The sequence below is a fragment of the Moraxella lacunata genome (genome assembly GCF_900453205.1).
Taxonomy (GTDB): domain Bacteria; phylum Pseudomonadota; class Gammaproteobacteria; order Pseudomonadales; family Moraxellaceae; genus Moraxella; species Moraxella lacunata_B.
Window position 1 is genome coordinate 689452 of the sequence record NZ_UGQU01000001.1, and the last position, 17388, is coordinate 706839.

Consider the following 17388-nt stretch of genomic DNA (forward strand, 5'->3'; position numbering starts at 1 on the left):
TTAAGAAGTTTTAAGTATTTTAACAACTTTCAAGGATTGATATGCAAAAACATCGTGGTAAGATTGCCAAATTTGACACCGAACGCAAATTTGGATTTATCCAACCAGATAACGAAAACAGACAAATCTTTTTTCACATTAGCCGATTTAAAGCAGGTAGAAACCCCAATATTGGCGAGCAGGTTTTATTTGATATCGGACAAGACAAACAAGGCAGACCTGTGGCGATTAATATCCAAGAAGCCCAATTTGTCGCCCAAAAACAGCAAGAGAAAGAACAAAGAAAACAAAAACAACAAGCCTATAAAGCCTATCAAGAACGCCAAGAACAAAAACACGGTCAATTAAATTTATTATGTGGTGTTGGCGTGGGGTATTTGCTGATTTTAGCGATTATTTTATTAATGAGCAGATTATCTTTAAAATTATTAGGCGTATATTTTATTATGGGCATTATCAGCTTTTTTATGTATTATCAAGATAAGACAAAAGCCCAAAATAGCCAGTGGCGAATCCCCGAAAACACCTTACACACCATTGACGTTTTGGGCGGTTGGATTGGGGCGACTTTTGCTCATAAATTATTAAACCACAAAGCCACCAAAGCTGATTTTAGGGTAGTGTTTTATATCACGATTGCATTAAACATCATCGGATTTTTGGCATTGGTGTTTTATGTCAAATAACCCTGCTCCAATGCCAATAATTTTTCTTTAATATCCACCCCACCTGTATATCCACCCAATGAACCATCGGAGGCTATCACACGATGACATGGCACGATAAGCGAGATTAAGTTTTTGCCATTGGCGTTGGCACACGCCCGATGTGCGGTAGGTTTATTTATCATACTTGCCAATTCTTTATAACTTATGGTGTGTCCATAAGGGATTTTACAAAGCGTTTGCCAAACTTTTATTTGAAAATCGGTGCCATGTGATAAATCAAGCGGTAATTCAAATGCTGTGCGTTCGCCTTTAAAATACTCATCTAATTGGTTTATAACCTGTAAGGCAATCAATTGGTTTTTATCAGTATCTTTTAACTCCGCCTGTTTTATAAAAACCGCATGCTGATTTAATTTATCAAAGATTTGGGCGGTTTTGTCGTTATACCAATCTAACGCCAATAACCTACCGTCTTTGACCGTTAAAGTAATCATCGGCAAATCTATGGGCGGATAATAATGCGTGGTTATCATGAGTTTCTTTTAATTTATCCTAAATAATAAAGGCGAAATACATTCGCCTTTTTGTCATTTTTCTTCGCTGATGAGTGCGTCCACAAATTCTTTGGGGTCAAAGGGCTGTAAATCATCAATCTGCTCGCCCACGCCGATAAAGCGAATGGGGACATCGGTCGTCTGGGCGACATTAAAGACCACACCGCCTTTTGCCGTGCCGTCCAGTTTGGTAATGGTAACGCCTGATAATGGGGCGACTTCGCTAAATAGATTGACCTGACTAATGGCATTTTGACCCGTACCAGCATCTAGTACAATCATGCACTCATGTGGGGCGGTCTCATCTGCTTTTTTCATGACACGAATGACTTTTTCAAGCTCGTTCATGAGATACGTTTTGTTTTGTAGTCGCCCTGCGGTATCGGCAATGAGCACGTCAATGCCCTTTGCTTTCGCTGACTGCATGGCATCAAAAATCACCGACGCACTGTCCGAACCCTGCCCCTGTGCCACCACAGGAATACCGTTACGCTCGCCCCACACTTGAAGCTGTTCGGTCGCTGCCGCCCGAAACGTGTCGCCTGCTGCGAGCATGACCGATTTGCCTTCGCCCTGTAAGCGTTTGGCAAGTTTGCCAATGGTCGTGGTCTTACCCACGCCATTAACGCCAACCATAAGAATTACAAATGGCTTTTTGGTCGAGTCAATGACCAGTGGGGCAACTTTGGGTTCTAAAATGTCCACCAACTCCTTTTTTAGGGCTTTATATAACGAGTGCGAATAAATCAAATCGCCCCGTGCCGTCTGCTCGGTTAGGCTCGTGATAATCCGATTGGTCGCATCCACGCCAATGTCCGCCACCAGAAGCTGATCTTCGACTTCTTCTAACAACTCATCATCAATCTCTTTGCCACCGACTAGGACATTCATCAGACCTTCTGATAAATTCTTACTGGATTTGGATAATCCTGCTTTCATACGGGCAAAAAATCCGCTTTTATTCTCGCTCATGTCTACTTGCTCATCTTATTAAATCTGCGATTAATAATAGCATATTTTTGGGCATAATTAAATTTAGCGATGACAAAATGACAATATTTTTACAAAAACCGCTGTTTTTTTGGGGTAAATGTGTTAAATTATCCAAATTTTTAGTATACTTATCTATTAAGGATTTTTATGAAAACGTACGCCTTACCCGCCTTAACGCTTGCCATCGCCCTACTGACTGGCTGTGGTAATGACAAACCTACTGCCACGCCTGCCGAAGAGACCACCCAAGACACCACCGCCCAAAAAGCCCCCAAAACCATTGCCATCAGTGCCATTGTGGAACACCCATCGCTTGACGACATCAGAAAAGGGGTGATTTATGGCTTGGGACAACATGGCTACCAAGAAGGACAAAATCTGACGGTAAATTTCCAATCAGCACAGGGTAACATGGCGACCATGGGGCAAATCTCCAAGCAGTTCGCCGCCGACACCCCTGATGCCATCGTTGCCATCACCACCCCCACCGCCCAGAGTCTGGCGGCAGCAACCCAGAGCATTCCCCTGATTTACACCGCTGTCTCCGACCCTGTGGCGGCTAAACTTATCGACAATAACAACCAAGCCCTACAAGCGAACATCACTGGACTGTCTAGCCAGCTACCGCTTGAACCACAGCTTGATTTATTCACCCAAATCAAGCCTGGTGCCAAGCGTATCGGCTTTGTATATAGCCCCGGTGAGGCAAACTCTGTAGCCATCAAAGAACAGCTGGCTGTCGAACTTCCCAAGCGTGGGATGACCCTTGTGGACGTGCCTGCCAACCGCTCGGCCGATGTCGCTGCCGCCACTCGTGCTTTGGACGGACGTGCCGATTTGATTTATACATCACTTGACAATGGCGTGGCATCGGCAATGGAGGCGATGGTTGGGGTTGCCAATGAGTTAAAAATCCCTGTCATCGCATCTGATGAGTTTAGTGTCAGACGTGGGGCGAGTGCAGGGCTTGGGGTCAATGATTTTGATTTTGGCGTAACCACCGCCAAACTGGTCGCCCAGACCCTAGACGGCACTAAGCCTACCGACATCGCCCCCGAAGTTATGAACAAACTCACGCTCTACGTCAGCCCCAAACACGCCCAAAATCAAGGCGTAACCATCAGCGATGAACTCATGAAAGACGCCATTGATGTGGATAGCGTGCCACGTAAAGAATAAAGTTCATGCCACAAAAGGATATTGCAAACATCTTTTTGATGATTCTGGTGAATGGACGAGCGAATATTTTAGCGAAAATTCTGATAGCACCCTATCTTATTATTTGTTAAGCGATGCCGAATTAATCAGCGTATCTGACAAAACCGTGCAGATTGTCCGTGAAGATTATTTGTTTGACTTTGGGGCACACGGTATGCCGTCTGTGCAATTTTATGTGATGGATTTGGCAGATAAAAAACGTCTAAAACTCGATGATGTGCTTATAAATCCTGTCAAAAAATCTGAACTGGAAAATTTATTAAAGCAAGAATTCACAAAAGAGTTAAAAATCAAAATGGGGCTGACGGACGATGAAGTGCAAAGCCATTTTGACTTTTGGGAATTTGTCATCACGGATAATTTTTACTTTTCGCCAAAAGGCATGACTTTTGTCTATATTCCTTATGAAATCACCCCTTATGCGATGGGCTTTACCGCATTAAACATAAGTAAAGTACAATTAAAAGGCTTGATTAAAGATAAATACATTCATCAAAGTTTTGACCAATTTGATGATAATCAATGGAGCAAATCAAGCCAAATGCAGTAAGTTTGATTGAAAAATCAAAAAATTTAAACCCATAATTTTTAAGGAGTAGTTATGAAAAAACTTCTACTATCCGCCATTTTTGCCGCCGCTGTATTTTCTAGCCCTGCCATAGCAAAGGTAGCCCCTGACATTATCCGCACCACTTATGGTGATTTTGATGCACAGGGGCAATTATTATCCGCCAATGAAACCGCCCTACAAGCGATGAATTTTAAAAAAGTAGAAAAGAAAGCTAATAAAGGCGACAAAGACGCTCAATATCATCTTGCCAAAATGTATGAACTTGGCATTCACACCCAAAAAGATAAAACAAAAGCCCTAGAATGGTATAAAAAATCTGCCGAAAATGGCAATGTCAATGCGATGAATAATTATGCCATTTATTTAATGCAGGACGAGCCAAACAGTGAAGTTGCCCTATCTTGGTTTAAAAAGGCAAGTGAATTAAACCAGCCACACGCCACAATGGCTTTGGCAATGTATTATATTAACAGCAAAAGCGATATTCAAAAAGGCGTGGATTTGTTATTAGAGCTTGGTGAAAATGGCTTTGCTCCTGCTTATCTTTTATTGGTATTGTTAAATAAAGATAGATTTTAAGGTTTTCCGTTCGGACTGAGCTTGTCGAAGTCTAGGAAAACCGTTATGGTTCGACAAGCTCACCACGAACGGCTTTCTAGAAAAGTATACTCAATTAACAATACCCTTTTATTATCGCAATTGTCTGACGAATTACCTACGGACATTTATCAAAAACTCTATCCCAATAAAAAAGATTTGACCCATCATATCATCAAATCTGCCGAAATGGGATATAGCCACGCCCAAGTGTATTTGGCACAGTTTTCTGGTATGTTATTTTTCTTTGGGGCGGATATTGACGAAAGTGGCGAAAAAGCCAAAGATGAAAATGCGATATTATCAAAATCAAAACAAAATATCGTCAATTCTTATGGGTGGGCAAAACGAGCCTGTAATAATGGCAATGAGACGGGCTGTCAATCCGCAGAATATTATGATGAGTTAAGAACTCGGGATTTAAGCGAGTTTAAAAAAGAATGCGAAAGCCAAACAGACCAAAAATTAAAACAAGACTTTTGCCGAGCCTATGAATTTAATAATGACATCAAAAACGAGCTAGACAATATATACAAATGCTATGAATGATGATGTAATCATATTTTAATTTGGTTTTAATTTAATTAAAAGGAAAACTTTTATGAAAAAATTTATTCTCCCCCTAATCCTTGCTCTAATTGCAAGCCCTGCATTGGCAAAACCTGTCGTTACTCCTATTGCCTTTGCCAAAGGCAGTGAATGCGGTTATTTTGATGGCAGTTTGGCAAATCGTGAATTTACTTTAAATTTAAAGAAAAATCAATGGATTCGCATTGGTATTGAAAGTAGTAAACCCATTACAGAAATCGTCAAAGACCCAAAAGGCAAAACCCTAAAAGATAATGATGCTGATGAATGGGGCGTTATTTACGACATCAAGCAAACAGGCAAATATCGCATTGCTTTTGAGTTGGACGATGAAGCCTACCCTTTTGCCGAGGTCAAAATTTGTGCTTATAATAAATAAAAGGCTAGCATTTTCTAATTTTAAAAGCGGAAATTTATGAAACTTTTATTTTACCCTTAAATTTTAACCCATTAAAAAAATTGGGTGAAAATGTTTATTTTTATTCGCCCAATTTCCCTAAATGTTAGGATTGTTTTATGAAAAAACTTTTACTATCCGCCATGTTTGCCACCGCTGTATTTTCTAGCCCTGCCATAGCAAAGGTACAGCCTGACATTATCCGCACCACTTATGGCGACTTTGACGCACAAGGGCGATTATTATCCGCCAATGAAACCGCCCTACAAGCGATGGATTTTAAAACAGTAGAAAAGAAAGCTAATCAAGGCGACAATACCGCTCAATATCATCTTGCCAAAATGTATGAGCTTGGCATTCATACCCAAAAAGATGAGAAAAAAGCGATAGAATGGTATAAAAAATCTGCCGAAAATGGCAATGCCTTTGCGATGAATAATTATGCCAATTATTTAATGAACAATGAATCAAATAGCGATATTGCTCTATCTTGGCTTAAAAAGGCAAGTGAATTAAATTTACCGCACGCCAAAATGAATTTGGCGATTGAGAATATTAAAAAAGAAATGGATATTCAAAAAAGCGTGGACATATTATTAGAACTTGGCAAAAATGGCTTTGCCCCTGCCTATTTTATTCTATCGCAAATTGATACAGAATTGCCTGATGACATTGCCAAAACCATCTATATAGACGAAACAAGTGCCTTAAATTATCTTAAACAATCTGCCGAAATGGGATTTGCCCCCGCTCAAATGGCATTGGCAAATTATTATCAATGGGGCGTCATGAGTCCTGACAAAGAAGACCGCATTTTGCCCATTGCCTTGGCGTATAAATGGTCAAAACGAGCGTGTATCAATGGCGTGGAGCGTGCCTGTCAAGTGGAGCAATTATACGCCCCTTATAAAACCCAAGATTTGAGCGACCATCAAGACAAATGCACCAAAGGCGATGAGCTTGCCTGCGAAAGTTATGAATTAAATAAACGCTTGGTTGAAACAATGAATAAAGTAGATGACTAATGATTTATTTTATTTAATTTTTATCTTAAAGGAAAACTTATGAAAAAACTTCTATTATCCGCCCTGCTTGCCACCACCCTATTTTCTGCCCCTGCCATAGCAAAGATAGCCCCTGACATTATCCGCACCACTTATGGTGATTTTGATGCACAGGGGCAATTATTATCCGCCAATGAAACGGCTTTAAAAGCAATGAATTTTAAAACCGTTCAGAAAAAAGCCAATAAAGGCGACAAAGACGCTCAATATCATCTTGCCAAAATGTATGAACTTGGCGTTCATACCCAAAAAGATGAGAAAAAAGCGATAGAATGGTATAAAAAATCTGCCGAAAATGGCAATGCCAATGCGATGAATAATTATGCCACGATGTTATTGGATAATGCCAAAGTTGATGAAGCCTTAATATGGTTTAAAAAAGCCAGTGAATTAAATCAACCACACGCAAAAATGAATTTGGCATATTATTATCTCAATCAAGAAAATAAAGCCGATATTCAAAAAGGCGTGGATTTATTATTAGAGCTTGGCGAAAATGGTTTTGCTCCTGCGTATTTTGTATTATCGCAAGTTGCCGAAATATTACCCAAAGATATTTCCGAGAAACTTTATCAAAATGAAAATGACTTTTTTAATCACATCAAAAAATCTGCCGAAATGGGATATAGCCCTGCCCAAGCCTATTTGGGGGGATTTTCTGGTTTGTTCTTTTGGATTGTGCAAGATGATGACAAAATCCAGCAATTAACCAAACACACACAAAACGCCATTGATGCTTATGGCTGGGCAAAACGGGCGTGTAATAATGGTAATAAAGACGGTTGTGAATCGTTGGCAATTTATGATGAATATAAAGACAGCGAAAGAATGCAGTTCTTAAAAGGGTCTTGCGACACCGAAACAGACTTAGAATCAAAACAGCAAATATGCCAAACCTATCAATTTTATCAAGACTTAAATCAGGCGATTGAAACCATAGACAAACGCTATCAATAATGATTTAATAAAATGAATTGGGGAATGATATTCTTTTTTCCAATTCAATTAACCTTAACTTTAAAAGGAAATCTTATGAAAAAATTTGCTTTACCGCTAATCCTTGCCCTAATTGCAAGCCCTGCCTTTGCTGAAACGGTGTTTTTGTGCAATACCACCAATGGCAAACAAATCAAATTGGTGGACAATGGCGATACTTTTACTTATGAGTTTGGCAAAGGCAAAAAGACCGAGCTTAAATTTTCCATTGCCAAACATAAGATTGATTATACCGAAGATCATTGGAAGTTAACAAGCGGTTATCATTGGACAATGCCTTATAAAGGCAATACCTACACCGTATTTTCTAGTACGATTAATGTGGACGAAAACCGTGAAGAATTAGACACACCTAGAAAAGAAGCAGGGGTCACTGTCAATCAAGATAAACCCAATTCAAAAACCATTTTGTGTAATCCCAAACAAATCAAAGTAGATAAAATTGAAAATTATGTCACACCAAGTTGATTATTAAACCTTATTTCCTCAAAAAGTAAGGTGCGTAATATGCACCATTAAACACTAAACGCCAAACGGTGCGTTGTACGCACCTCACGGCTTAACTTTAAAAGGAAAACTTTTAGGTATTGTTAATTGAGTATACTTTTCTAGAAAGCCGTTCGTGGTGAGCTTGTCGAACCATAACGGTTTTCCTAGACTTCGACAAGCTCAGTCCGAACGGAAAACCTTAAAATCTATCTTTATTTAACAATACCAACTTTTATGAAACTTTTAAAACTTTCTGCCACCGCCCTAATCATAGGAGGGGCAAGTTTATTTAGCCAATCGGCATTGGCGTGTCAAGACGGTGGTTCTGGGCGTTGTGGCAATGTTGGCTGGACGGGCAATCGTGATAATGCCGCATATTATGGTAGTTATGGCAATTCTGGCGGTTATGGTAATGTTAATTCTGGTGGTTATAGTGGTACACATCATAAATACATTGGGCTTGCTTGGACAAAAGACGGCAAACCCTTTTTTGATAATAGCATCATGATTACACTGTCTGATACACCCACCGAAAATGATTGGACAATACAAGACAAGCTTACGCTTGGTCAATGCGAGCAAAGCAGTCGCCGTAGCCCTTGCAAATTTGCCACCTCGTGGATAAATGGCTGTATCGCCATCGCCAAAGTTGGTGAGGTGATGTATAGCCACGGCGGTGCAAGCTGCGATGAAGCCAAACAAAAAGCAATGCAATTATGCCAAGCCTACGATAGCAATCCTAATGCTTGTAAAATTTACAAAACCAGAAAGTCTTAATTTTTTAAGTCTAATTTATTAAAAAAATTGGGCGAAAGTGTTTATTTTTATTCGCCCAAAAAAGTAAGGTGCGTAATACGCACCATTAAAAACCTAAGACAAAAATGGTGCGTTGTACACACCTTAGGATTTAATCTTAACTTTAAAAGGAAAAATGTATGAAAATTTTAAAACTTTCTGCCACCGCCCTAATTATAGGAGGGGCAAGTTTATTTAGCCAATCGGCTATTTCCCATACAAACGCAGGCGATTTGCATAATCAACAATCATTATGCTCTTATGGTTATAATCCAAATTGTGGCAATTCTGGCGGTTATGGTAATATGAGCTCTAGCGGTTACAGTTATGGTGGCGTACAACATAAATATATTGGACTTGCTTGGACAAAAGACAACAAGCCATTTTTTGATAATAGCATCATGATTACACTGTCTGATACACCCACCGAAAATGATTGGACAATACAAGACAAGCTTACGCTTGGTCAATGCGAGCAAAGCAGTCGCCGTAGCCCTTGTAGAATGGCTTATTCCATGATAAATGGCTGTATCGCCATCGCCAAAGTTGGTGAGGTGATGTATAGCCACGGCGGTGCAAGCTGCGATGAAGCCAAACAAAAAGCGATGCAATTATGCCAAGCCGAAGATAAAAGCCCCAATGCCTGTAAAATTCATACAAGCAAAAAATCCTAATAAATGCCAAACACACCATTTAAAATAAATCTTTAAATGGTGTGTGCCGATTCATTTAAGAGAAATTTTAATGAAAAAACTCACTTTATCTGCCCTAGCCTTAATCGCTTTTACCAGTGTAACAGGCTGTATGTCCATCGTCTCTGAAATTAAAAATGAGCGAGAAAAAGCCGTTGCTGACTGTGATAAATTCCCAAAAATTAAAGGGCATCATTTAACTTATTGCCCCAATACCCATTACGCCATCGCCAAAAAAGCTATGGGGCAATACACGCTTATCAAACCAGAAGGCGAAATGAGTGCTTATTATGATAATATAACTTTTTCAACTCGTCATAAAGAGCAGTTTTATTTTATTGTCAAACAAAATAAGCAAATGGGTGTGATGAATTTGGACGGAAAAATGATTTTGCCATTGGATAATTATACAGGTTTTATCAGTTATGATTATGCTAATGGCTTTGCTGTTTGTGGGGCATTTGGCAGTATTGGCGATGCAGGCTATCAAAAAATTTGCTATGATGAAAATGGCAATAAAACCACACCTTAATTGATTTAAAAGGAAACCGTGATGAAAAAGTTAATGTTATTCGCTTTAATTGGAACGGCTTTGTTTTCTAATATTGTTAATGCAGAAACTTATTTTGAATGCACCGATACAGACAATAACCACATTAGTCTAAAAGATAATGGTGATTTAATTCGTTATCAATTTAAAAATAACAATGCCGAAACTTATTTTGATATAACAAAAAATAGCATTACTGCCAAAACAGATTATTTTGACAATATTCAAGAACAATATGCTGAATTTTTTGGTGATAATGTACATTATTATTTTGCTCATCGCAAATTTGCTAATGGTAAAGAAGATATATATTTAGAAATTACAATGAATGATGAATTTGGCGACATCAAGGAAATTCGTCAATGCAATCAAGAATTGCCAATTTTAAATTCTTTGTATTTATTAATCAATTCTTGATATCAAAAGAGAGAAATCGTTATGAAAAAGTTAATGTTATTCGCTTTAATTGGAACGGTTTTATGTTCTAATATTACCGTTGCCCAAACTTTTACCAAAATTCATCATTTACCCGAACATATCAAAAGCCATGATAAATTGGTGCAAATAACCACCCCATCGCCAATTTAAATCCTAAGTCTTATTATGAATTTGAATTTGAATTTGAATTGATTGATGTGCCGAAAAATTTGGAGCTTATCTCGGTAAATGGTAACTATTGGGCGAATAATTGCTTTTATTCTTTATACGGTAGGCGATAATAAATATACGGTGCGTATTTATGATGATTATTGGTAAAATTAAGATTATTTAAAAATGGCGTGATATGTGAATGAAAACTCAATCAAGGCGAATTTGTCTTTTTTGTCTTTGTCCAAAAAGACAATCCCAATTTAACCCAAAAAAATACCATGACCTTTGATGATTTTATCAAGAAAAACCACTTTGATCATCTACCATCCCACAGGGTCAATGTCTATCGCCATCTTGACCCCCCGAGAGCTGGGCAGGGCAAGCACGTCCTGCCACCACCATGCCAACACGTCATGTAACACTTTGCGTTCTTTGGCAAGGATGAGCATCTGCACATGAAAGCGGTTGTTTTTCTTGACCATCGGGGCATCAATGGGGGCAAGCACGGCAAAGGGATGAGCTTGGGGCAGATGGTTTTTTGCTCCGATGATGGCATTTTTGGCGACATCAAGCCGATGAGCATCCGCCCGCACCAGTACCGCATGACTATACGGAGGTAGTCCCAACCCATACCGTTCTGCCAATAAGTCATGGGCGAATTTCTCATAACCGTAGCGTATCAAATCAAGCAGTAATGGGTTATCAGGGTTTAGGGTCTGTATCAGCACCTCCCCTGCTCGTCCTGCACGCCCTGCCCGTCCTGCCACCTGCATAATCATCTGGGCGGTGTGCTCAGGCGAACGAAAATCAGGCGACAAAAATCCGCTATCAGCATTGACAATCACCACCAGCGTGACATTAGGAAAATGATGACCTTTTGCCAGCATTTGTGTGCCTACCAATATCATCGGCTCGCCCGTACTAACACGTTCATACAGTCTATCCCACGCCCCCTTGCCACGCACCGTATCACGGTCTATCTGCACGATGGGATAAGGGGTCTGGACGGTTTGGGGATTGGCAAAAATGCCGTGCAACCTTTCGTACAACTGCCCTGTCCCCTGCCCCAAATGTACAAGATTTGGGCTATGACAGCTCGGGCAAACCTTGGGCGTCACCACCTGATAGCCACAATGATGGCATTTTAGATAATCATACAGATACTGCTCATTGGCATGACGTGCTTTTTTAAAGGGGTTTTTGTGCAAGGTCAGATGACTGCTACACCGCACGCAGTCCGCTTGCCAGCCACACGCCCCACATAAGAGAATCGGGGCATAGCCACGGCGATTTAAAAACATTAGCACCTGCTCGCCCCGCCCTAAGGTCTCACGCACCGCCTGCACCGTCTGATGAGCCAGTTCAGTATCACGGCTCTCGCCTGTCATGTCCGTCTGCCACAGCGTGCCTACTCGCATGTCCACAAGGCGAAACGTGGGCGGTATCGCACCCCCTGCCCGTTTGGTAAGTTTGCATTCATACAGTTTGCCATCACGGACAAGTTTGATCTGTTCAAGGCTGGGCGTTGCCGTGCCTAGCACCACAGGAATTTGTTTTAACACCCCCACATATAACGCCACATCACAGGCGTGATATCGCAGATGGTCTTGCTGTTTAAAGCTTGTGTCATGAGCTTCATCGATGATAATCAACCCCAAATTGGCAAAGGGATAAAACAGTGCCGAACGTGTGGCGATGATAATCTGGGCTTGCCCCTGCCGACACGCCTGCCACCCTGACAGCCGTTCTTTGTCATTTAATGATGAGTGCAACACCACGACATTCGCCCCAAAGCGTGCCGAGAACCGCTCCCGACTCTGTGGGGTCAGTCCTATCTCAGGTACCATAATCAGCACCTGCCGACCCTGTGCCAGCACCTGCTCCATCGCTTGTAGATACACTTCGGTCTTACCCGAGCCTGTCACGCCATTGAGCAATATACCTTGATAACGCCCGTCATGTATGCTTTGGCTTATCTGCGTCAGTGCCAAGCGCTGTTCGTCATTTAGGATCAGTGGCTTTTGCACCACTTGGGCAGGCAGGGGCGGTGTGTTTGGGGCGGTGTGACATTCTATCAGCTCTTTTTGGACAAATAGTGTCAAATTTCGCTCTGTTACCCCAAGCATCCGCAAGGTGTGTTTGGTGGCGTTCGGGTTATCACGGATAACGGCAAAATCAGCGTGCTGTTTTTTGGCGGTTTTGCTTAGCACGCCTTTGACAAACTCATCATCAGCGTGAGCGACCGCCCGATATCGCCACACGTCATCGCCGACATCCGCTCCTGCCTTGATAAGCGTGGGCAACATGACCGCCATCGTATCGCCCAGCGGATAATGATAATAAGACGACAGCCATCGGGCAAGTTTAAAAAAATATTCATCAAAAATCGGCTCATCATCAATCACACAAATGAGTGATTTTAATTTATCCTGTGACACATCGCTGTCATCGGGGTGGACATGCCCCACCACGATACCGATAAGCTCTTGGCGACCGAACGGCACTTTGACACGCACGCCTGTTGGTGGCAATACGTCCGCCACACGATAATCAAACAGGCGATAAAGCGGTACGGGTAAGGCGACTTGGATTAGCATGGTGCGGTCTTTAACATAAAAATAAGGGCGGTATTCGCCCTTACATTGACATTTATTAAAATTTTTATTCAATATATAAAATCGCTTCAATCTCCACCAACGCCCCTTTTGGTAAGGCAGAGACTTCTAAGGCGGCACGGGCAGGATAAGGAGCGGTGAGACGGGCTTCAAAGATTTGATTTAATTCATTAAAATCATTCAAATCATCTAATGATACGTTAAACTTCACCACATCCGCCAAACTACCGCCCGCTGCCTTGGCAATGGCTTCAATGTTATCAAACACTTGCTCAGCTTGGGCGGTAAACCCATCACGCAAGGTCATGCTTACAGGGTCAAGTCCGATTTGACCTGAGACATAGACGGTATTGCCCACTTTAACGGCTTGTGAGTATGTTCCCACCGCTTTTGGAGCGTTATCAGTATGGATAATTTGTTTTGACATGGTTACTCCTAAGATAGTTCTGTGCTTAAATGTTGTTAAAATACTATTTATTTTAACAACATTTATTTTCTATTTAACCACTTATTACTTACTCATCCTGTTGGCTTGCCAACGAGCCACGATTTTATCCCACAGACTCATGGCAGGCTCGCCCGTATAGACGATGTTACCTGCGACATTATCGGATGTCTTTGGCAAAAGATTGGGTTCGGTTTTGCCCAAAAAATGCACCACGTCAGATTTAGAATTTAGGTCAATTTGACAACACATGGCTTACTCCCTAAAAAATGGTAAGATTATATTAAACAAATTACCATGAATATTCAAGTGTTTTTTATTGTTAAAGCACCCGTTCACCATATTGTTTTTAAACTTTGAAAATGCTATGATAATTTTATGGTTTTTACTCGATTAGGACTTTTTATTATGAAAAAATTAAGCATCGCCCTACTTAGTGCTACCCTAACCCTATCAGGTTGCACAACCGTTGCTGACATGGTAGGCATGGACACCAAAACCCTAAACGCCCAAGCAGGCTCCCACTATCAGCAAATGCTTAGCAAAGCCAAGATTGACACCACCTCAAACACCGCCAAGACCGTCCAACGTGCTTTTAACCGCCTAAGACCACATGCCGACTCCCTAAATAACACAGGCGTACGTTTTGACTGGCAAATGACCGTGGTTAGGGATAAAACCGAGAATGCTTGGGCGATGCCAGGGGGCAAGATGGCATTTTACACAGGACTGGCTGAGAATTATAACTTGACCGAGAGCGAGATTGCCGCCATTGTCGGACATGAGATGGCTCACGCCCTATTAGAACACGGCAAAAAACAAATGGGGGCAGGCGTGCTATCTGGTTTGGCAGTACAACTTGGTGCCGCCGCTGTCCAAGCCAATACAGGCTATAATGCCGACATGGTCAATCTCGGGGCAAGTGTGTTACACGAATACGGACTTGATAAACCCTACTCTCGCCATCACGAATACGAAGCGGATGCCCTAGGCATGCGACTGATGGCGATGGCAGGCTACAACCCTGCTGATGCCATCAACGTTTGGAAAAAGATGAACGCCAAAAAAGGTGGTGGTAGCAAGGTCGGTAGCATTCTCTCTACCCACCCCAATAACGACAGTCGTATTCAAGCGATGGAAAAGCTCCTGCCTGAGAACCGTGCCATCTATGAGCGTGCCATCAAACATTAATCTAAATTATCATGGCATGGTCGAAAACAAACCCTGCACATTGGCAGGGCTTGTTTTGTGCAAAAGCACAGAGCATTAGGTCGGCATCTGATACAGTCGCATGATACTAGGATAGCCCAGCACTTGGCGTAGCTTCATGATACCTTCTTCTAAATGAGCTCGGGAACGCACCACCACCTGTATAAAGGTCGCCCCGACCCCACCGCCTGATTTCTCATCTGCCTTGACAGATGTCTGCTCAATACCAATGTTCAAATCACGCAGCTCATAAATCGCCTGACTCATCTGCTCTTCATTTAGCATGGCGTGGATTTTGAGTGTGGCAGGAAAATGCAGCTGTCCAATCGAGTTGGCATGGTCAAGCTTGATATCCGACTTCCAGTTGAGCTGTATGACCTGATAAGGATTCTCAGCACGGATGTTTTCTAGTGAATAGCATTTATGACGATGGACGGTCAGCCCTTGACGTGCTGACAGATGTCCGACGATGTTATCGCCATACATGGGATTACAACATCTGGCAAAGGTAATCTCCACACCCTTAATGCCTGCCAATAAATGCTTAGTTTGGGTAATCTCTGCCCCGTCTGCCACATCCACTTCTTCGCTAAACAGACGAGAGACGACCAACTGTGGCAGTAGTGTGCCTGTGGCGATTTGTAGGAAGATATCACTTTGGCTTGACACGCCACGCCACGCCAAAATATCCGCCCAATCCCGCTCGGATAAGTCATCTAGTGTTTTATCATAAGGCTTTAAGGCACGCATCAAGGCTTCTTTGCCATAATGCTCTTTTTGGTCATGGGGCAGATGTTTTAGGAATTTTAAAATCTCATTGCGGGCTTTGTTGGTCGCCACAAAGCCAAGCCAATCTGCCTTGGGCGTGGCATTTTTATCAATATCAATGCTCACGGTGTCACCATCTGCCAATACCAACCCAAGCTTACCATGCTCACCATTGATGTCCGCCCCTGTGGCAATGTTACCCACAGCAGGCCCGACCGCATAGGCAAAATCGAGTGCCGTCGCCCCACGGGGTAGCTCATAGGCACGCCCTTGGGGGCTATAACAGACGATTTTACGCTCATGCAGATAGCTCATAAGCTCATTAATGACTTTAAGCGACGTCTCAGCATCTTCGCCTTCGACCGCCGCCAAATCCTTCATGTTACGCAAACTTGCCTGTATCACCGACTGACTGATGTCATTTTTGCTGTTGCCAAGCACGCCCAAGCGAGACGCTTCTTTCATGCGTGCGGTCATGAGCGTGACTTTGATGAAGTTATAATCTTTTTGATAAATCAGCGACAGCGACTGATTGCCCCCTGCTAAGGGTTTACGGATATTGTCCTGAATGTTACGGTCAGCGATTTCAAACTTTTGAATGAGATGATACGCCAGTTTGTCGCACGCCCCGATGTCTTCTAGCACCACTTCAAAATCATATTGGCGAATCAAGCGGTTGGCTTGCCCACGGTTTTTAAAGAACTGCCGATACATACTTGTGCGGTTGTCCAGCACCTGCACATGTCCTTTTAGGTTTAGATGTCCTAGCAAGTTTTGTAGATAAGTGCTAATCTCAATCTTTTGAAAATTACGCCCCAAACCATGTTGTAACAGCTTATCATTAAATTTGTTGTACATGACAGGGTTAAGGTTGCGATAACACAAAAGCTCGATGTAGTCAGCGATGTCGTTTAGCCCCATAATGCGCGCGAACGGCACATAAAAATCCAACGTCTCACGAGCGGTTGATTTTTGTTTTTCTTCTCGCACTGCATCCATGGTACTCATGTTATGCAAGCGGTCAGACAGCTTGATGATAAGGACACGGGGGTCTATGAGCGTGGCATTTAAAATCTTATGAAAAGTCGCTGCCTGTGACTGCTGTTTACTCATGTTGCCCGATTTTAGCTTGGTTACGCCATCCACCAGCCGTGCCACCGTCTCGCCAAACTCACTTGCCACGAGCTCATCGGTGACTTCGGTGTCTTCTACCGTGTCATGCAAAATCGCAGCAATGATAGAATCTTTATCAAGTGAGAACCCCGCCAAAATCTCCGCCACCGCAATGGGATGCGTGATGTACGGCTCGCCCGATTTGCGTTTGTCCTTGATGTGTGCCATGTCACCAAAATGGCACGCCCGTAGCACGTCCGCCCGCTCTTTGGCATCTAAGTAACTGACCGCATTCATCAGGCTGTCTTTGGCTTCATCCACCAAAGGATGACTAAAACGTGTGGGGATATTATCGGCGTGGTAGTTGGCTAACATGATTGGTTTGGCTCGGTAGTGTGTTGGTTGGTTGTTTAATTAGGGCGTGCCTACCCTTTATAACACTATTTACAATATAGAAATATTGTGAAAATAAATC

General features: G+C 42.2%; 20 protein-coding genes. 14 read left to right on the top strand and 6 right to left on the bottom strand.

Going from position 1 to position 17388, the window contains the following annotated elements; translation table 11 throughout:
- Positions 1–41: 41 nt before the first annotated feature.
- Complete coding sequence (locus DX073_RS03290) at positions 42–686, top strand: DUF1294 domain-containing protein (RefSeq protein ID WP_115005532.1); 645 nt, start codon at positions 42–44, stop codon at positions 684–686.
- On the opposite strand, the gene DX073_RS03295 is transcribed toward DX073_RS03290, so the two are convergent.
- On the bottom strand, positions 674–1201 hold the full coding sequence (locus DX073_RS03295) for a methylated-DNA--[protein]-cysteine S-methyltransferase (RefSeq protein ID WP_115005534.1): 528 nt from the start codon (positions 1199–1201) through the stop codon (positions 674–676). The two genes, DX073_RS03290 and DX073_RS03295, sit on opposite strands and share 13 nt — an antisense overlap.
- Before the next feature lie 54 nt (positions 1202–1255).
- Entirely contained in the window at positions 1256–2194 is a 939-nt protein-coding gene (gene ftsY / locus DX073_RS03300; protein WP_115005536.1) for a signal recognition particle-docking protein FtsY, read from the bottom strand.
- A gap of 168 nt (positions 2195–2362) precedes the next feature.
- Here ftsY and DX073_RS03305 point away from each other — a divergent pair, with 168 nt between their 5' ends.
- From DX073_RS03305 to DX073_RS03360, 12 genes are all read left to right on the top strand, one after another.
- Positions 2363–3394, top strand: a complete 1032-nt coding sequence (locus DX073_RS03305) for an ABC transporter substrate-binding protein (RefSeq protein WP_115005538.1) — start codon at positions 2363–2365, stop codon at positions 3392–3394.
- Positions 3366–3983 carry an RsiV family protein gene (locus tag DX073_RS03310; protein WP_115005540.1) on the top strand — a complete coding sequence of 206 codons (618 nt, stop codon included), beginning with the start codon at positions 3366–3368 and terminating at the stop codon, positions 3981–3983. The genes DX073_RS03305 and DX073_RS03310 overlap by 29 nt, the downstream gene beginning before the upstream one ends.
- A 51-nt stretch (positions 3984–4034) precedes the next feature.
- Complete coding sequence (locus DX073_RS03315) at positions 4035–4583, top strand: tetratricopeptide repeat protein (protein WP_115005542.1); 549 nt, start codon at positions 4035–4037, stop codon at positions 4581–4583.
- 45 nt (positions 4584–4628) lie between these two features.
- The gene (locus tag DX073_RS03320) at positions 4629–5150 is read left to right on the top strand and encodes a hypothetical protein (protein WP_115005544.1); all 522 of its coding nucleotides are present in this window, start codon (positions 4629–4631) and stop codon (positions 5148–5150) included.
- Positions 5151–5202: 52 nt separating this feature from the next.
- Positions 5203–5568, top strand: a complete 366-nt coding sequence (locus tag DX073_RS03325) for a hypothetical protein (RefSeq protein ID WP_115005545.1) — start codon at positions 5203–5205, stop codon at positions 5566–5568.
- Between the two features lie 137 nt (positions 5569–5705).
- Positions 5706–6611, top strand: a complete 906-nt coding sequence (locus DX073_RS03330; RefSeq protein WP_115005547.1) for a tetratricopeptide repeat protein — start codon at positions 5706–5708, stop codon at positions 6609–6611.
- Positions 6612–6650: 39 nt separating this feature from the next.
- Positions 6651–7607 carry a tetratricopeptide repeat protein gene (locus DX073_RS03335; protein ID WP_115005549.1) on the top strand — a complete coding sequence of 319 codons (957 nt, stop codon included), beginning with the start codon at positions 6651–6653 and terminating at the stop codon, positions 7605–7607.
- 75 nt (positions 7608–7682) lie between these two features.
- Positions 7683–8114, top strand: coding sequence for a hypothetical protein (locus DX073_RS03340; RefSeq protein ID WP_115005551.1), 432 nt, complete (start codon positions 7683–7685; stop codon positions 8112–8114).
- Positions 8115–8369: 255 nt separating this feature from the next.
- Positions 8370–8912 (top strand): DUF4189 domain-containing protein, encoded by a 543-nt coding sequence (locus DX073_RS03345; protein ID WP_115005553.1) that lies wholly within the window; start codon positions 8370–8372, stop codon positions 8910–8912.
- A 158-nt stretch (positions 8913–9070) separates the two neighbouring features.
- Entirely contained in the window at positions 9071–9604 is a 534-nt protein-coding gene (locus tag DX073_RS03350; protein WP_115005556.1) for a DUF4189 domain-containing protein, read from the top strand.
- Between the two features lie 70 nt (positions 9605–9674).
- Positions 9675–10154 carry a hypothetical protein gene (locus tag DX073_RS03355; protein WP_115005557.1) on the top strand — a complete coding sequence of 160 codons (480 nt, stop codon included), beginning with the start codon at positions 9675–9677 and terminating at the stop codon, positions 10152–10154.
- Between the two features lie 21 nt (positions 10155–10175).
- Positions 10176–10589 carry a hypothetical protein gene (locus DX073_RS03360; protein ID WP_115005559.1) on the top strand — a complete coding sequence of 138 codons (414 nt, stop codon included), beginning with the start codon at positions 10176–10178 and terminating at the stop codon, positions 10587–10589.
- Positions 10590–11083: 494 nt separating this feature from the next.
- Here DX073_RS03360 and DX073_RS03365 read toward each other — a convergent pair whose 3' ends face one another.
- The 3 genes from DX073_RS03365 to DX073_RS03375 form a co-directional block, all read right to left on the bottom strand.
- Positions 11084–13360, bottom strand: coding sequence for a primosomal protein N' (locus DX073_RS03365; RefSeq protein ID WP_115006368.1), 2277 nt, complete (start codon positions 13358–13360; stop codon positions 11084–11086).
- A gap of 64 nt (positions 13361–13424) precedes the next feature.
- Complete coding sequence (locus DX073_RS03370; protein WP_115005561.1) at positions 13425–13805, bottom strand: Rid family detoxifying hydrolase; 381 nt, start codon at positions 13803–13805, stop codon at positions 13425–13427.
- An 84-nt stretch (positions 13806–13889) separates the two neighbouring features.
- A complete protein-coding gene (locus DX073_RS03375; protein ID WP_115005563.1) occupies positions 13890–14075 on the bottom strand; it encodes a hypothetical protein in 186 nt (61 codons plus the stop codon).
- Positions 14076–14231: 156 nt separating this feature from the next.
- Between DX073_RS03375 and DX073_RS03380 the strand changes: the two genes are divergently transcribed.
- Complete coding sequence (locus tag DX073_RS03380) at positions 14232–15014, top strand: M48 family metallopeptidase (protein WP_115005565.1); 783 nt, start codon at positions 14232–14234, stop codon at positions 15012–15014.
- Positions 15015–15089: 75 nt separating this feature from the next.
- On the opposite strand, the gene DX073_RS03385 is transcribed toward DX073_RS03380, so the two are convergent.
- Entirely contained in the window at positions 15090–17288 is a 2199-nt protein-coding gene (locus DX073_RS03385; RefSeq protein WP_115005567.1) for a RelA/SpoT family protein, read from the bottom strand.
- Positions 17289–17388: the final 100 nt, after the last annotated feature.

Coding starts and splice junctions, on each gene's coding strand:
- DX073_RS03340 (WP_115005551.1), top strand. CDS start 7,683: ATGAAAAAATTTGCTTTACCGCTAATCCTTGCCCTAATTGCAAGCCCT.
- DX073_RS03360 (WP_115005559.1), top strand. CDS start 10,176: ATGAAAAAGTTAATGTTATTCGCTTTAATTGGAACGGCTTTGTTTTCT.
- DX073_RS03385 (WP_115005567.1), bottom strand. CDS start 17,288: ATGTTAGCCAACTACCACGCCGATAATATCCCCACACGTTTTAGTCAT.
- DX073_RS03330 (WP_115005547.1), top strand. CDS start 5,706: ATGAAAAAACTTTTACTATCCGCCATGTTTGCCACCGCTGTATTTTCT.
- DX073_RS03355 (WP_115005557.1), top strand. CDS start 9,675: ATGAAAAAACTCACTTTATCTGCCCTAGCCTTAATCGCTTTTACCAGT.
- DX073_RS03380 (WP_115005565.1), top strand. CDS start 14,232: ATGAAAAAATTAAGCATCGCCCTACTTAGTGCTACCCTAACCCTATCA.
- DX073_RS03350 (WP_115005556.1), top strand. CDS start 9,071: ATGAAAATTTTAAAACTTTCTGCCACCGCCCTAATTATAGGAGGGGCA.
- DX073_RS03315 (WP_115005542.1), top strand. CDS start 4,035: ATGAAAAAACTTCTACTATCCGCCATTTTTGCCGCCGCTGTATTTTCT.
- DX073_RS03320 (WP_115005544.1), top strand. CDS start 4,629: ATGGTTCGACAAGCTCACCACGAACGGCTTTCTAGAAAAGTATACTCA.
- DX073_RS03305 (WP_115005538.1), top strand. CDS start 2,363: ATGAAAACGTACGCCTTACCCGCCTTAACGCTTGCCATCGCCCTACTG.
- DX073_RS03325 (WP_115005545.1), top strand. CDS start 5,203: ATGAAAAAATTTATTCTCCCCCTAATCCTTGCTCTAATTGCAAGCCCT.
- DX073_RS03370 (WP_115005561.1), bottom strand. CDS start 13,805: ATGTCAAAACAAATTATCCATACTGATAACGCTCCAAAAGCGGTGGGA.
- DX073_RS03295 (WP_115005534.1), bottom strand. CDS start 1,201: ATGATAACCACGCATTATTATCCGCCCATAGATTTGCCGATGATTACT.
- DX073_RS03365 (WP_115006368.1), bottom strand. CDS start 13,360: ATGCTAATCCAAGTCGCCTTACCCGTACCGCTTTATCGCCTGTTTGAT.
- DX073_RS03375 (WP_115005563.1), bottom strand. CDS start 14,075: ATGTGTTGTCAAATTGACCTAAATTCTAAATCTGACGTGGTGCATTTT.
- ftsY (WP_115005536.1), bottom strand. CDS start 2,194: ATGAGCGAGAATAAAAGCGGATTTTTTGCCCGTATGAAAGCAGGATTA.
- DX073_RS03345 (WP_115005553.1), top strand. CDS start 8,370: ATGAAACTTTTAAAACTTTCTGCCACCGCCCTAATCATAGGAGGGGCA.
- DX073_RS03310 (WP_115005540.1), top strand. CDS start 3,366: ATGTGGATAGCGTGCCACGTAAAGAATAAAGTTCATGCCACAAAAGGA.
- DX073_RS03290 (WP_115005532.1), top strand. CDS start 42: ATGCAAAAACATCGTGGTAAGATTGCCAAATTTGACACCGAACGCAAA.
- DX073_RS03335 (WP_115005549.1), top strand. CDS start 6,651: ATGAAAAAACTTCTATTATCCGCCCTGCTTGCCACCACCCTATTTTCT.